Source organism: Paenibacillus agilis, assembly GCF_007786455.1.
In the GTDB taxonomy this organism is placed as follows: domain Bacteria; phylum Bacillota; class Bacilli; order Paenibacillales; family Paenibacillaceae; genus Paenibacillus_B; species Paenibacillus_B agilis.
The window spans coordinates 31,509-45,344 of the sequence record NZ_VNJK01000005.1 but is presented as its reverse complement, the minus strand read 5'-3'; the positions used below and the strand labels follow the sequence as shown (position 1 = coordinate 45,344).

The following is a 13,836-nucleotide window of genomic DNA, read 5'->3' as shown; positions in this document are numbered from 1 at the left end:
CATAGGCCCTTTGTCTTAATGACAAAGGGTCTTTTTGTTTTTGTTTAATTTCGACAAAATTGAGAAGAAATGTTCGAAATATGTTGTATATTGTATAATTATGTCTTATAATGCCTGTGTAGAGCCATTGTGTAATAAAATGGGTTGAAATATTAAAGGAGGAATTAAAAATGCCGAAAGTGTATGAAATGAGTCTTACTAGACAATTAAGCCTAGTATTTGAACAGTTAGAACCTGAACTACTAGGGTTGTCAGGCGGGACTTTAGTCGTGTGTCTTCGCAATGATGTGATTGGTAAGTTTGGAGTTAAGCATGATCCGCTAGAATGTCGAGACGGTGTAGTTGTACAGTTACGTAAGGGAATGCAGAAGCGCCATGTCGCCTCTTTCCGTATGATGGCTATCGAAGCTTTGAAGCATAAAAAGAATTGGACCCATGGTGAGATGATTTTTGATTTTGCGATGAAGCAGGATAGCCTTGTTATTAGCACTTGGTTCGAATCCAACTACAATTTAACGGCACTACTGGAAAAAGAAAATGAGAGTTATGAGCGGCAGCCAAGAGCTTCGAGGCAGTAAATTAGCTTCATTATTAATCCTTCTATGATGGGCGATATGCATGTACATACTGAAGCTTAATTGCAGGTAAAGCTCTTGGCACGAACAGCAATGCAAGTAAGAGTACTGCGTTAAGAAATTATTCGAGTTAAAATATTGAGATATAACAATGCTCTACGTCTTAATTTATGTATCGAATCTAGCACTAAGCTTAGCTACATGCCCATTCATAATTTCATCTAAGGATATATCATACTTATCGGACAAGATTAACATATTTGCTAAAATATCTCCCAGTTCTTCAACTAACTGCTGTCGAGCATGATCGTAACACATTACCTCTTCATCAGGTCGGTCTCGCCCTATTTCAATTGCCCGAATGGCTCTAGCCAGTTCTCCTACTTCTTCCATCATGAATCCAGCGCGAATAAAAGGATTATATTGAGACCATTGACGTTGCTCATAAAACTGTTGTACCCATTGCTCGAATTGTTGAATATTTTCTATTCTAGGCATGGTCATGTTTGCTCCTCTTTTTGTTCCAACATCTGTATAATATACTTTATCTGATAGAAAGTGAGTAAGCAACGGACAACGAATGATGGGAGCGATAAGGATGAAACGCATCTGTGTTTTTGCTGGGTCGAATACAGGAAATCACCCTAATTATGCAGCGCAGGCTCGGAGATTAGGAAACGAAATGGCGGTTCGCGGTATTGGACTTGTGTATGGAGGTTCGAAAATTGGCTTAATGGGTGAATTGGCTGATGCTGTACTCCAACAGGGTGGAGAAGTTATCGGGGTAATGCCCCAAGGGCTATTTACTGGAGAAATGGCTCATCGTGGATTAACTGACTTCATAGTCGTAAAAGATATGCATGAACGCAAAGCCAAAATGGGAAGTCTTGCAGATGGTTATATTGCATTGCCAGGTGGTTTTGGTACATTTGAGGAATGGTTTGAGGTATTAAGTTGGGCTCAGCTAGGAATACATCAGAAGCCGGTTGCTTTGTTAAATATAGAACACTATTATACTCCCATTATGCAATTGATGGAGCAATCGATCGAAGCGGGCTTTGCTTTACCTGGCCATCATCATTTAGTTGTATGTGAAGATGATGTTGTTCAGCTATTGGAGAAGATGGCTGCTTATCAACGTCCTCAGTTAGGTAATAAATGGTCAGAGTTAGAAGCTAAGGTCTAATTTAATAAGGATAGAAGAAGCGTCCGCACAACAAGCTGGTTCCGATAACATACTCGGGCCAGCTTGTTTCTCTTTTTTTGAAGCTGATCAATACTAAAGATAGTACGTTTCCAAAATATAAGTTAAAGATATTATAAAAATTGAACGCATCCCTTTTACTTTTATATCGAAACATGATGTTATTAAGGAAGTAATGCATCCTAGTCAGGTTGTAACGGAAGGAAGCGTGTAGAGAGAGATGAGACAACGAAGTACCTATATCCTAATTGGAGTAGGCAATTTGCTCATCGGAATTGGGTTTATTATGTTACTTTTACACGGACTAAAGTGGCCCTATATATGGGCGACTTTTGTTGGTAACGCATGCGGAATTGTGTGGAGTTATATGGTTCTCCGGCCATATATGAACCATATACAATCTTTTTCAGTTGTAGCCGTAGGCAAAATAGTTGGAGTGTATCTTTTCAGTCATGCCGTTGCTTTTATTGTCATTCATCCTTGGGTTTATCACGGTATATCCATATGGGCACCTGATTGGGATCCTAAATTACAACTAGATGTGGTTCTTTTTTTGGAAGCTAGCGTTTTTTCGATGTTATCGATTGTGTTGGAGAAGTTTATCCTATTTCCGAAAGATGTAGAGACATATAAGAAACCCCCGCTAGTATCACCTGCACCAGTGCCTGAACAAGAGGTATAATCGCCGACTGTTTTTATTTCTTTATGTATGAATGAAGTAAGCTATAGCCAAACTGACGAGGTTGAATCTTAAAAATTGCGCAAACCCGAGGTGCCAAGATGGAACCCACATGGAGAGTTTTTATAGCGATTGAGCTTCCACTTGCGTGGAAGCATATGCTGCATAATCAGGTTGATGCATATGCTCGCTCCTCAGCGGTAACCTTCCGTAAATGGACAATGTGGCAGGATTATCATATCACGGTTCAATTTTTAGGTGATATTGAGGTAGAAAGAATCCCAGATATTCAAGCAAGAATGAATGAAGCTGGGGCGAACAGCTCACCATTCGAGCTGCGATTAGGAGGATGGGGGACATTTGGAAGACCCAGCTTGCCACGAGTATTATGGAGAGATGTTCATGGTGAGAAGGAATCTTTATTAGGCATTGCTGAGATTGTTGGAAGGCATCTCGCGCTGGAGGGGTACGAGAGGGAATCAAGGCCGTACTCTCCGCATATAACAGTAGCGCGACAATTTCAAGGTAATGAACCTTTTATACTTCCTTTTCAGCAAAATGATGAGGAGTATACTAATTGGTCAGTCGACCGTCTTGTACTTTATCGAACACATATGCATGAGCGTCCTATGTATGAGGCTATACATGTTGCTCAGATGAGAAATTTGAATAGCTGACGATGAACGTTAATGAAATAGGATGTATCTTAATGTGAAGCTTCTCACTGCTTTGAACGTTGGGTGGGTGATGGAGCTTTTTTCTGTATTGTTTATATTTGATTATGGTTATACAATACATATATATTACTTCCTAACTTATTGTAAGTTATTGTGTGGAAGTTGGTTATCCATGAAGCGTTGACTTAAGCTGTAGAGCAGAATGGAGGGAGATGGATTGGCGAAGAAAAAGAAATCATGGTTACTGCGCATCATAATCAGTGTATTCCTATTGGTTATTGTGGCAGGAGTCTGCCTATATTTTTATATTCAGCCAGATAGGCCAATAGGTTGGCAAGCCGTACCGGACAATAGTCTTCCTTCTATTCTGAAGCGTGTTACCCAGGAACGCAGTCGAGAAATAACGATTTCCGAGCAAGAATGGAATCAATATGCTTCTACATATGTTCAGCAATTGCTGAAGCAGAAGCCGGAGTGGACTCAATGGAATGTTCAAGGGATGGATATTCAGCTGTTAGAGGATCAGTTGGATGTCACACTTCACCTCCGTCCGTGGGACATGCTTGATGCAGAGTTTCATATTTATTTGGACGTGAATTGGAACACGCAGACACAGACCCTGCTCTTGACGCCTTCACGCATGACGCTTAAGCATATTCCAATTCCTGAACGTTGGTTGGAGTCACAACAGAAGCCAATCGCGTTTGATCTTCGTGCTTATTTGCCAGCTCTTATTCAAGTTGATGACATCCGAGCAGAAACAGGTCAATGGACCATCCGCTTTGGACTGCGCAAAGATAAGTAAAAATGAAGAAGCCAAAGTTGTTTAAGCGGGGAAAGGAATACAAGCTCGTCCTAATGCTAACATTAGAAGTGGATAATTAGGATTTGGCGTACGGATTGGATATTCCAAATAGGTGTAAGTAAGATAAGGAATATAGTTATACAAACTCAATATACAGAATGTTAGTAAGGCAAGGAGATGTTAGTTATGACAAACTTATGGATCGTGCTGCTATGCTTAGCGGCAGCAGGGCTGCTAATCGGTCTGTTGTACCGAATGCAGCGCAAGCATGTGCCTTTTACTAAGCGTGTGTTTGCAGCATTAGGTATCGGTATTGGTTTTGGTGCTTTACTTCAATTCATATTCGGTGTTGATCATTCCGTTGTAAAATCGGTCAATGATTGGCTTAGTATTGTGGGAACGGGATATGTAAAGTTGTTACAAATGGTCGTTATCCCGCTCATTTTTGTTTCGATTATTTCTGCTATTATTCATGTGCAATCCAAAACAGGTCTTGGTAAGATGAGTGCTACGATCATTGGGATATTGGTCGGGACGACAGCTATTGCAGCTGTTATCGCTATCTCTGTCTCGCTGTTCTTTGGCTTATCCTCTCTCGACATTCAAGCTGGTGATCAGGAAGTAGCGCGAGGCGAATATTTGGATACGAAAGTTGAAGAAGTAAAAGATCTTACGCTTCCGCAGCAGGTGTTGGAGTTCCTTCCAGTTAATCCGTTTTTGGATATGACGGGAGCACGTCGTACCTCTACGATTGCAGTTGTTATTTTCGCGGCATTTATTGGGGTTGCAGCATTAGGGGTAGCCCGAAAGAAGCCAGAGCACGGCAAAATGTTTATGTCCATCATTGATGCATTGCATGCGGTTGTAATGAGAATGGTGACGATTGTATTGAGGCTTACACCATATGGCGTATTTGCTTTAATGACGAAGGTGGTTTCAACAACTGCCCCCGCTGAAATATTGAAATTGGGAGAGTTCGTGGTTGCTTCTTATGTTGCATTAGCACTTATGCTGCTTGTACATGCGTTGTTGTTGGCTGTTTCGGGAATATCGCCGATCGGATATTTCAAACGTTCATTATCTACGCTTGCCTTTTCATTTACATCACGTTCAAGTGCAGGTGCGATTCCGATGAATATCGAAACGCAAGTAGATCGTTTAGGTGTTCCGCAATCGTTTGCGAACTTTAGTGCGACATTTGGAGCTTCAATAGGACAAAATGGATGTGCGGGTATTTACCCAGCCATGCTGGCAATTATGATTGCTCCTAGCGCAGGCATTAATCCGTTGGACTTAGGATTTTTAGCTCAATTGGTCGCGGTCGTCGCTATTAGTTCCTTTGGCGTAGCAGGTGTTGGAGGCGGAGCAACTTTTGCAGCGCTTATCGTCTTATCCTCCATGAATCTTCCTGTCGCACTGGCAGGGTTGCTCATATCGGTTGAGCCGCTCATTGATATGGGTCGTACACTTGTAAACGTTAATGGCTCTATGACGGCCGGGGTGCTGTCCTCTCGCTGGCTTGGCCAATGGGATCGTGAGAAGTTCAACAAAGGACTTTAATGAACAAAAGGGGTATTCGTTAGTCTGTAAAGACTGCGAATACCCCTTTTGTGTTGCTTTCATCTATGATGTGCTCATTCGCTGCTTGCAACATTAGACCGTTATGTCCTTCTTCCAGTTAGAAGAGATGCAATAAATAGGATTAAGAAGATAAAGAAGACTATCTTAGCAATCGAAGTCGCAGCTTCCACGATCCCAAAAAAACCAAATACACCTGCAATTAAGGCGATGATTAGAAACAGAAATGCCCATCTTAACATGATTAACCTCTCCTTTGTCGCTTGTTGACACATTCATAACCGTCCTTGCAGATCTTTGAAACATGCAACATTATCGCATGTTGTAGTTGTTTCAGCCTTAGTTACACAGGGTATATCATCATATAGCACCGCAATAATGGCGCGGCGGATAACGTAAGATTAATAATCATATTTGATGGCTTTATATGATGGAGCTGATAGTGATAGAAAGACAGAAGAGCGTATGTGTTTACAGCGTGTGTAGAAAGAGAGGGACTATCTATGATATGGCAAATAAGTGTTAGTATTGCGGCTATCGCATTCGTTGTACTCGTCTATTTTATGATTCAGACCTTAAAGGCTGCTAATCAGTCACTGGAACGCGCCTCTGCTACCCTTGAAAATGTGCAGCGTACGATTGAGTCGTTAAATGCAGATTTACAAGCTGTGGCACGCAATGCGAATGAAGTTACGGCAAGCATCCAGCATCAGATGAGCAAGCTGGAGCCGATAACAGATTCGATGCAGCATGCGGGCGAAGCTTTAAGTGAAGTGACGTTGGCAGTCAAAGAAGTATCAGCAGGATTTGCACATGGTCTTCGCGGGAAGGCAGCAGGGGGCAAGGGGCGAGTTTCCGAACATCCTAATCCGCAACCGCCTATGAGCTCAACACCTATTGGTCCATTGGAATCCGCTTCTTCATCAGCGCCTCAGCAGCCCAGTTGTCAGCCGAATTGGTATTCGTGGGTAGATGCAGGTGTGCAAGTGTGGAAGGTGTACCGTGCTGTTAACTCGAAATCCTAGCTGGCAAGTATCCGTACACAGTCATAGACTATCGATCATAGATACGTTCAGAGGAGGCCGATTATCGCAATAAGATAGTCGGTCTTTTATGCTGAAATTGGTGGGGTAATATATCATTACACATATGATTAGTACCTATGTAATTCAGTGATAAAGTGGCTCGATATAGTTGTGCAGTGTATCATAATAAAATAGAGGGTAACAGAGAAAGGAGGATTTTTCTATGAACATACTTGTTGTAGATGATAATCCAACAAACGTCATGCTTATCCGAGAAATATTGCGTAAAGACGGATACCAACGCATCTCTACAGCTTCTTGCGCACAAGAGATGTACCAGCACCTAGGACTCGATTATTCGGGTAAATCTGAAGATGCTCATCCGAAAGAGCCGGATGTTGATCTCATTTTATTAGATATGATGATGCCTGAAATCGATGGTTTGCAGGCTTGCAGACATATACAGCAGTTAAATCATTTGCGTGATATACCCATTATTATGGTGACTGCGGTAGCGGATTCGAACATACTAGCAGATGCATTGGATGCAGGTGCTGTTGATTATGTAACGAAGCCCGTTAACCGCATCGAGTTGTTGGCGCGAATCAGGCTCGCTCTTCGATTGAAGCAGGAGAAGGACTGGCATAAAGAACGAGACTATCACATCCGGCAGGAGCTTCGACTTGCTGCAAAGGTCCAAGAATCTGTATTAACGGAGCCTTATGAAGATCAGGCCATCACGATCAAGGCAATTTACAGGCCTTCAGAAGAACTGGCGGGAGACTTGTATGCATGGTTTCCGCTTAGTAACGGCAAATATGGTGTACTCATTTTAGATATGATGGGACATGGTGTGTCTTCAGCATTGTTGTGTATGTATATTGCATCAGCATTGCGTACAACGGTCAAAAGTGAGGCAGCACCAGATATTGTACTGCAGCAGTTAAATGCTAAGTTCGATCAGCTTTATATGAATGACAGCTTGACGCTATATTACATGACGGCTATATACGTAATTGTAGATACGAAGAATGATGTCATTCGCTATGCGAATGCAGGACATCCTCCTGGCATTGTAGTTATGGAAAATGGTGAAGTGATTCAGATGGAGACGACGGGTCATCCAGTCGGAATGTTCCCTGAACTCCACATTGATGTAAAGGAAATCTCATGTACCCATCGTTTCCGAGTTGGTCTTTATACGGATGGGCTGGTAGAGTCATCCGTTCAATCTTTAGATATGGCGATAGCGGATTTGACTGAATTGGTTAAGACAGAGACGGATATCGATGATTCATTGTCATGGCAGCAATTGTTTGAAAATGAAAGCTTGCATGAAGATGATAAGTGTCTTGTATGGGTGGATGTACATCATAGACAGGGCGTGTAGGAGAGGAGGATAACGAGACCGAGTGAATGAACTTAGGCAAGAAGTAGATAATAACAGCATGGATCAAGAATCGGTTCGTGAGAGAATTGAGATCGAACTGCTGTTGGAAGGTGTGTATCGAATGTATGGATATGACTTTAGAGACTATGCGTATCCATCACTAAAACGTCGAATATGGCATCAAATTTTCCGTGAGCAGCTTCAATCGATTTCGGCATTACAAGGCAAGGTGCTGTCTGATCGACTGTGTGTAGACAGATTTGTACGCAATTTGTCTATACCCGTGACAGAAATGTTTCGCGATCCCTCCATGTTCAAGGCGTTTCGGGAGAAGGTGGTTCCTAAGCTGAGGTCGCTTCCTTCTATACGTATTTGGCATGCGGGCTGTTCGACTGGAGAAGAAGTGTACTCAATGGCTATTCTCCTTCAAGAAGAAGGCTTATACGAGCGGACGCGTTTATATGCGACTGATATGAATAGCTTATCCTTGCAGACAGCCAAAGAAGGGATCTGTTCTTTGGACAAGATGAAGCAATATACGAAAAATTACTTGGAGGCAGGGGGCAAGCGATCATTCTCGGAATATTACTCTGCGACAGATGAAGGAACGGTCATTCTAAATCCTTTTCTACGTGAAAATATGATTTTCGCAGATCATAATCTTGCAACGGATATGTCGTTCAATGAGTTCAACGTAGTGTTTTGTCGCAATGTCATGATTTATTTTAATGATCAGCTGCGTAATCGTGTACATCGGCTGTTCTATGAGAGTTTGAGCCACAATGGTATATTGGTACTTGGTTCAAAAGAATCTTTGCATTTTACACAATGTGAATCTTCTTATGAAGAGCTGGATTGCAATGAGAAGATCTATCGGAAAATAAGATAATTCATTGAGGGGGGCATGGAGGCAGCATGCCTACGTTGGAACCTATTAATATTTTGCTGGTAGACGATTATCCTGAGAACTTATTAGCGCTCGAAGCAGTGTTGTCAGATGAGAATTACCGTTTAGTTACGGCGTCGTCGGGTGAAGAAGCACTTCGTCATTTGATGAAGGAACAATTTGCTGTCATTGTGCTGGATGTACAGATGCCTGGGATGGATGGAATTGAAACAGCTAAGTGGATTAAGTCGCGTGAGAAGACACAGCATATCCCGATCATCTTTATTTCAGCCAATTATACGGATACGGAGCATTTATTTGCCGGCTATTCAGCCGGAGGGATCGATTATATGGTTAAGCCATTCATCCCTCATATTCTTAAGTCGAAGATTGCTAGTTTCGTAGGGATGTTTAAAGCTCAGAAAAGATTACAAGCGAAGAAAATGCTGCTGCAGCAGAAGACAGAAGAACTAGAGCGAATGAATAAGGAACTAGAAATAGCAAAAGAAGAGGCTGAACGTGCTGCATCCGTTCGTACGCAATTTCTTACGATGATGAGTCATGAAATACGCACTCCGATGAATGGAGTGATAGGTATGGTAGATTTGCTGCTTGATAGTGATTTGACGGAAGAACAGCGGAATTATGCTAAATATATTTATAACAGTGCAGATTCGCTAGTAAAAACGATAAATCGCATTTTGGACTTTACGAAGCTGGAATCAGGCGGGCTTGAGCTGGATTTATATCCATTTTCCATTCAAGAAATGGCGCATGAGGTATTGGCTTTGTTCGCTGCTGAAGTCATCCATAAAAATGTAATCTTATCCGTTGATGTAGATGAGCAAATTCCGACTTACCTTAATGGAGACAGAGAACGCCTGCGCCAAGTGCTAGTTAATGTAATTGGCAACGCAGTTAAATTTACAGCAGAAGGTTCAATTGAGCTAGCAATCAAGTTAGTGTCCCTTGACCAAGAGCATGGCGATTGTTGTATACAATTTGAGATAAGGGATACGGGAATAGGGATACCAGAAGGGAAAAAAGCAGGCATTTTCCAGCCATTTTTCCAATTGGATTCGTCCTTGAGCAGAAAATATGGTGGAAGCGGATTAGGCTTAGCTATATGTCATACGATTGTACAAGCGATGGATGGTGCAATAAGCATTCTTCCTAGTGAAAAAGGGACGTCTGTGCAATTTCACGTCCGTATGCAAATTAATAATCAGGAAATGGATAAATAGTGTTTCAAACGTTATGAAGCATGTTTATATAAGAAGAAGAGATAAAGCACAATGAAGGTATTTGAGCAGAACATAACTATTCATGTCGTTTATTTAGGGGAGAGAATATATGAGCCACAAGTTTACAGCAGTGACACTAAAAGAAGCAGACGGTATTCGTGTTAAACTTCAAGGTGAATTGGATTTGGCAGCCGCAGGAGAATTTCGTACGATGATGGAGCCGTTGGCGGTAGACCCTAGCACTAAACTGACGTTGGATTTAAGCGAGTTGTCGTACATTGATAGCACAGGGATTGGAATACTTATCTCCATTCTAAAAGTGCGTCATGCCGAACAGGCGCCTTTCTTTGTAGAGAATGTACCATCGCATGTACAGAAATTGTTTGATGTCACAGGTATTTCAAAATTTTTAATTCCGCAGCATTAGCAGCGTTAATAGAAATCGAATATGAGAGTGAAAGGATAGAAAATCATGGCAGAAGTGAAAACGAAGCAGCAAGTGAAGTTATGCTTGCCTGCACAAGCTGATTATGTTGATGTCGTGCGACTAACTTTGTATGGAATAGCGAGCAGGATCGGATTTTCCTATGAAGAAATTGAGGACATGAAAGTGGCCGTTTCAGAAGCATGCAACAATGCGGTGTTATATGCATACAGCCAAGAGGGCGGTATGGTGGATATCATTTTCGAAATTGGCGATCATGACTTAGAATTGACGATTCGTGATCAAGGTTCGAGTTTTATGGCAGAAAATAAACTTGATGATGCAACAGGGTGGCATGACAAGTCGTTGGATGACGTTCAGGCAGGTGGATTAGGCTTTTATTTGATGCAGGCATTAATGGACGATGTGAGCATTGTTAGTCATGAAGGTCGTGGTACGGAAGTGAAGATGATGAAACGTGTTCAGGCAATTGGGGAGGTCAAATGACAATTCCACATCCCAAAGTTAACGAGGATGCGAACGAACTAATCCGCCTGTATCAACAAAACCACGACAACGACATTGCTACCGTTCTCATCCAAAAATACGAGCCGATGGTTAAGATGGCCGCAGGTAAAATATCACGTAACCGACCAGATTTGTATGAAGATTTGATGCAAGTAGGGAATATGGCTATGATACGCTTGCTGCAGCAGTTCGATCCTCTTTTGGGAGTACCGTTCGAGGCATATGCGATGAAGAGTATGATCGGTCATATGAAAAATTATTTGCGAGACAAGTCCTGGTACATCCAGGTACCGAGGAGAATTAAAGAAAAAGGTGCAATCGTTCAGCAGACGATTGATGAATTAACGATTCGATTAGAGCGTTCCCCGAGTATTGATGAAATTGCTGGTTGCTTGGAGCTGTCTGTAGAAGAGACCGTTGAAGTTCTGGCAGGCAGGGAGTGTTACCATTATGTATCATTGGATACGCCTCTGTCTCAGGATGAGAGCGCAGCTACATTAGGGGAATTAATCAGTTCTGACGCAAATGATTATGAGTCCGTTGAACATAAGATGGATTTGCTTGAGGCGATGAAACAGTTGAAGCAAGAAGAAGTGAAAGTACTTATGCTTATATTTGAACAAGGATTATCACAACGTACGGTAGCGGAGGAGCTTGGTGTATCGCAAATGAGTGTATCCCGCATCCAGCGAAGAGCTACTGAGAAGCTGAAGAAAATTTTGACGAATCATGATCTTGCCCGATGATAATGAAGCAAGCTGCGTTGAATACGTCAATCTATTTTGGTAATTATTTTCAAGTTATCGAGTCCGTTGAATCCATAAAATCTACATAAGCATGCTGTTCTTGCATAGGTGCATAGGACAAGCATGCTTTTTTGTGTTAGGGTAACCCCCAACATTTGTAGGCTTCTTCGAGAAAGATGGGCATGATAAAATATGACCTTAAAACTACTTGGTGGACATCTAGAGGGGTGCAGCAAATAACAATGACAGATTGGTTTCGTAAAAAAGATGTAAACACGCTGCTTGCTCAAAGCAACGAAAGAAAAGGTTCGAAAACATTAGGAGCACTTGACCTAACTTTGCTAGGTATGGGTGCAATTATCGGGACAGGCGTTATGGTACTTACAGGCTTGGTCGCAGCAAGAGACGCAGGCCCTGCAGTAATTCTTTCCTTCATTTTGGCCGGAATCGTATGCGCATTTGCAGCATTGTGCTATGCGGAAATTGCTTCGGCTGTTCCAGTGGGAGGAAGTGCTTATACTTACGCCTATATTACAGTAGGTGAATTAGTGGCTCATTTAATGGGCTGGACGTTATTAGCTGTTTACGTCTTGATGATTTCAGCCGTGGCAAGTGGCTGGACAGGCTATTTGAACAATATATTAGAGTCGTTTGGAATAGGTATACCTGTTGAGTGGATGACCATTCCTGCTGATGGAGGGGTTGTGAATCTTCCTGCCGTCCTGATGGTGTTGTTTATGACATGGCTGCTTTTGCGCGGTACCAAAGAAAGTAAGACCGTCAATAACATCATGGTGTTTGTTAAGCTAGGTGTAATCTTGCTCTTTATTATCGTTGGAGCGTTCTACGTAGAGCCTGCGAACTGGACTCCATTTATGCCATATGGCACAAGCGGAGTGCTGGCAGGTGCAGCAGCTGTATTCTTTGCATTCCTCGGCTTTGACGCGATTTCCACTTCTGCTGAAGATGCCAAGAACCCGCAGCGAGATATGCCGAAAGGTATTATTGGATCATTGGCTATCAGTACAGTCATTTATGTATTGGTATGTGTGGTTATGACCGGAATGGCCTCCTATAAAGAGCTAAATGTGCCTGAAGCGATGGCTCATGTTCTTCACCTTGTAGGGAGAAATGAAGTAGCGGGCATTATTGCGATTGGTGCAGTAATCGGCATGATGGCTGTCGTACTAGCGTACATATATGCTGCGACACGAGTAATGATGACTATGAGTCGTGATGGCTTGCTGCCGCGTTCCTTCACCAAGCAAAACAAGAATGACGCACCGTCAGTAGCATTATGGTTTATAGGTGGGGTCAGTGCCTTCGTCGCAGGATTTATGGATTTGAAGCAGCTTGCGGATTTAGCTAATATCGGAGCATTGCTGACTTTCGTTATGGTCGGTCTCTCTGTTATTTTGCTCCGTCGCTCCCATCCGAATTTGAAGCGCGGCTTTGTTGTTCCATTTATGCCGATCATTCCGCTATTATCGATTGCAAGCTGTGTATTATTGATGGTGAACTTGCCATTCAGAACATGGATTATATTCGGTATTTGGCTTGTAATTGGTGTAGTGTGGTACTTCGTGTATGCCAAAGTTCGGGGTCCCATTCATAAGTAGAACATGGAAGTATAAATAAAGAAGCTCTAGGCAGCAATATGCTGTTTAGAGCTTCTTTTTATATGGTGGATATTATGGTTTAGGGAAAGGCATGCGTTCACTGTCCAATGGTTTGTAAGAGTGTGTCTCTTCCCTTGGAACAGAGCGGTCGTCATTTAACGCAGCCAATATCTCGTTCAACTGTTCGTGAGCTTGCGTTTGGATGTACTCAGGTACTTGTCCATATCCAGAAAAGGACGCCTTCTCAGGTTCAATTAACAGTTTGCCGTCAGGCAAATAGATGGCAGGGACCGTAAAAACATGCGAGGCACGCAGCTCGTCCATGTCTTGATCGATCCAGCCTAGGACGAACGTTTCTTTCTCCTGGCAGCTAATGCCTGTGAAGCCATGTTGAATGAATACATGGCGCACACGTTGCGCTGGAGCAGTTATCATCGAAGTTGTGTTCATAGCTGC

Annotated in this window: 17 protein-coding genes; 14 read left to right on the top strand and 3 right to left on the bottom strand. The window is 42.4% G+C overall.

Features of this window, described 5'->3' with window-relative positions; translation table 11 throughout:
• Positions 1–170 precede the first annotated feature (170 nt).
• Positions 171–578, top strand: a complete 408-nt coding sequence (locus FPZ44_RS22860) for a hypothetical protein (protein WP_028594891.1) — start codon at positions 171–173, stop codon at positions 576–578.
• Positions 579–743: 165 nt separating this feature from the next.
• Here FPZ44_RS22860 and FPZ44_RS22855 read toward each other — a convergent pair whose 3' ends face one another.
• Complete coding sequence (locus FPZ44_RS22855) at positions 744–1,073, bottom strand: MazG nucleotide pyrophosphohydrolase domain-containing protein (protein ID WP_144994600.1); 330 nt, start codon at positions 1,071–1,073, stop codon at positions 744–746.
• Between the two features lie 100 nt (positions 1,074–1,173).
• Between FPZ44_RS22855 and FPZ44_RS22850 the strand changes: the two genes are divergently transcribed.
• The 5 genes from FPZ44_RS22850 to FPZ44_RS22830 all read left to right on the top strand — a co-directional run bounded on the left by FPZ44_RS22850 (position 1,174) and on the right by FPZ44_RS22830 (position 5,500).
• A complete protein-coding gene (locus FPZ44_RS22850) occupies positions 1,174–1,761 on the top strand; it encodes an LOG family protein (protein WP_144994337.1) in 588 nt (195 codons plus the stop codon).
• A gap of 238 nt (positions 1,762–1,999) precedes the next feature.
• Positions 2,000–2,461: a GtrA domain-containing protein gene (locus FPZ44_RS22845; protein ID WP_144994335.1), complete on the top strand. Its 462-nt coding sequence runs from the start codon at positions 2,000–2,002 to the stop codon at positions 2,459–2,461.
• 98 nt (positions 2,462–2,559) lie between these two features.
• Positions 2,560–3,135 carry an RNA 2',3'-cyclic phosphodiesterase gene (gene thpR / locus FPZ44_RS22840; RefSeq protein WP_144994333.1) on the top strand — a complete coding sequence of 192 codons (576 nt, stop codon included), beginning with the start codon at positions 2,560–2,562 and terminating at the stop codon, positions 3,133–3,135.
• Positions 3,136–3,352: 217 nt separating this feature from the next.
• Complete coding sequence (locus FPZ44_RS22835; RefSeq protein WP_144994331.1) at positions 3,353–3,940, top strand: hypothetical protein; 588 nt, start codon at positions 3,353–3,355, stop codon at positions 3,938–3,940.
• Positions 3,941–4,126: 186 nt separating this feature from the next.
• Positions 4,127–5,500, top strand: coding sequence for an L-cystine transporter (locus FPZ44_RS22830; RefSeq protein WP_144994329.1), 1,374 nt, complete (start codon positions 4,127–4,129; stop codon positions 5,498–5,500).
• Positions 5,501–5,601: 101 nt separating this feature from the next.
• On the opposite strand, the gene FPZ44_RS22825 is transcribed toward FPZ44_RS22830, so the two are convergent.
• A complete protein-coding gene (locus FPZ44_RS22825; protein ID WP_144994327.1) occupies positions 5,602–5,760 on the bottom strand; it encodes a DUF1328 domain-containing protein in 159 nt (52 codons plus the stop codon).
• 261 nt (positions 5,761–6,021) lie between these two features.
• On the opposite strand from FPZ44_RS22825, the gene FPZ44_RS22820 reads away from it, so the two are divergent.
• The 8 genes from FPZ44_RS22820 (at position 6,022) to FPZ44_RS22785 (ending at position 13,380) form a co-directional block, all read left to right on the top strand.
• On the top strand, positions 6,022–6,543 hold the full coding sequence (locus tag FPZ44_RS22820) for a DUF948 domain-containing protein (protein ID WP_144994325.1): 522 nt from the start codon (positions 6,022–6,024) through the stop codon (positions 6,541–6,543).
• Between the two features lie 223 nt (positions 6,544–6,766).
• Positions 6,767–7,933, top strand: coding sequence for a SpoIIE family protein phosphatase (locus FPZ44_RS22815; RefSeq protein WP_144994323.1), 1,167 nt, complete (start codon positions 6,767–6,769; stop codon positions 7,931–7,933).
• A gap of 58 nt (positions 7,934–7,991) precedes the next feature.
• Positions 7,992–8,822, top strand: a complete 831-nt coding sequence (locus tag FPZ44_RS22810) for a CheR family methyltransferase (protein ID WP_144994592.1) — start codon at positions 7,992–7,994, stop codon at positions 8,820–8,822.
• A gap of 26 nt (positions 8,823–8,848) precedes the next feature.
• Positions 8,849–10,063 (top strand): ATP-binding protein, encoded by a 1,215-nt coding sequence (locus FPZ44_RS22805; RefSeq protein ID WP_144994321.1) that lies wholly within the window; start codon positions 8,849–8,851, stop codon positions 10,061–10,063.
• 109 nt (positions 10,064–10,172) lie between these two features.
• Positions 10,173–10,490: an STAS domain-containing protein gene (locus tag FPZ44_RS22800; RefSeq protein WP_144994319.1), complete on the top strand. Its 318-nt coding sequence runs from the start codon at positions 10,173–10,175 to the stop codon at positions 10,488–10,490.
• Between the two features lie 45 nt (positions 10,491–10,535).
• Entirely contained in the window at positions 10,536–10,994 is a 459-nt protein-coding gene (rsbW, locus tag FPZ44_RS22795; protein WP_186786204.1) for an anti-sigma B factor RsbW, read from the top strand.
• Positions 10,991–11,761 carry a sigma-70 family RNA polymerase sigma factor gene (locus FPZ44_RS22790; protein ID WP_144994315.1) on the top strand — a complete coding sequence of 257 codons (771 nt, stop codon included), beginning with the start codon at positions 10,991–10,993 and terminating at the stop codon, positions 11,759–11,761. Before rsbW ends, FPZ44_RS22790 begins: the two co-directional genes overlap by 4 nt.
• 242 nt (positions 11,762–12,003) lie before the next feature.
• Positions 12,004–13,380: an amino acid permease gene (locus FPZ44_RS22785; RefSeq protein ID WP_144994313.1), complete on the top strand. Its 1,377-nt coding sequence runs from the start codon at positions 12,004–12,006 to the stop codon at positions 13,378–13,380.
• A 72-nt stretch (positions 13,381–13,452) separates the two neighbouring features.
• Here FPZ44_RS22785 and FPZ44_RS22780 read toward each other — a convergent pair whose 3' ends face one another.
• The gene (locus FPZ44_RS22780) at positions 13,453–13,830 is read right to left on the bottom strand and encodes a hypothetical protein (RefSeq protein ID WP_144994311.1); all 378 of its coding nucleotides are present in this window, start codon (positions 13,828–13,830) and stop codon (positions 13,453–13,455) included.
• Positions 13,831–13,836: the final 6 nt, after the last annotated feature.

Excerpts from the sequence above, each read along its gene's own strand:
- FPZ44_RS22780 (WP_144994311.1), bottom strand. The coding sequence starts at position 13,830 with ATGAACACAACTTCGATGATAACTGCTCCAGCGCAACGTGTGCGCCAT.
- FPZ44_RS22815 (WP_144994323.1), top strand. The coding sequence starts at position 6,767 with ATGAACATACTTGTTGTAGATGATAATCCAACAAACGTCATGCTTATC.
- FPZ44_RS22790 (WP_144994315.1), top strand. The coding sequence starts at position 10,991 with ATGACAATTCCACATCCCAAAGTTAACGAGGATGCGAACGAACTAATC.
- FPZ44_RS22810 (WP_144994592.1), top strand. The coding sequence starts at position 7,992 with ATGGATCAAGAATCGGTTCGTGAGAGAATTGAGATCGAACTGCTGTTG.
- FPZ44_RS22800 (WP_144994319.1), top strand. The coding sequence starts at position 10,173 with ATGAGCCACAAGTTTACAGCAGTGACACTAAAAGAAGCAGACGGTATT.
- FPZ44_RS22860 (WP_028594891.1), top strand. The coding sequence starts at position 171 with ATGCCGAAAGTGTATGAAATGAGTCTTACTAGACAATTAAGCCTAGTA.
- FPZ44_RS22850 (WP_144994337.1), top strand. The coding sequence starts at position 1,174 with ATGAAACGCATCTGTGTTTTTGCTGGGTCGAATACAGGAAATCACCCT.
- FPZ44_RS22830 (WP_144994329.1), top strand. The coding sequence starts at position 4,127 with ATGACAAACTTATGGATCGTGCTGCTATGCTTAGCGGCAGCAGGGCTG.
- rsbW (WP_186786204.1), top strand. The coding sequence starts at position 10,536 with ATGGCAGAAGTGAAAACGAAGCAGCAAGTGAAGTTATGCTTGCCTGCA.
- FPZ44_RS22785 (WP_144994313.1), top strand. The coding sequence starts at position 12,004 with ATGACAGATTGGTTTCGTAAAAAAGATGTAAACACGCTGCTTGCTCAA.
- FPZ44_RS22855 (WP_144994600.1), bottom strand. The coding sequence starts at position 1,073 with ATGCCTAGAATAGAAAATATTCAACAATTCGAGCAATGGGTACAACAG.
- FPZ44_RS22805 (WP_144994321.1), top strand. The coding sequence starts at position 8,849 with ATGCCTACGTTGGAACCTATTAATATTTTGCTGGTAGACGATTATCCT.
- FPZ44_RS22845 (WP_144994335.1), top strand. The coding sequence starts at position 2,000 with ATGAGACAACGAAGTACCTATATCCTAATTGGAGTAGGCAATTTGCTC.
- FPZ44_RS22820 (WP_144994325.1), top strand. The coding sequence starts at position 6,022 with ATGATATGGCAAATAAGTGTTAGTATTGCGGCTATCGCATTCGTTGTA.
- FPZ44_RS22825 (WP_144994327.1), bottom strand. The coding sequence starts at position 5,760 with ATGTTAAGATGGGCATTTCTGTTTCTAATCATCGCCTTAATTGCAGGT.
- thpR (WP_144994333.1), top strand. The coding sequence starts at position 2,560 with ATGGAACCCACATGGAGAGTTTTTATAGCGATTGAGCTTCCACTTGCG.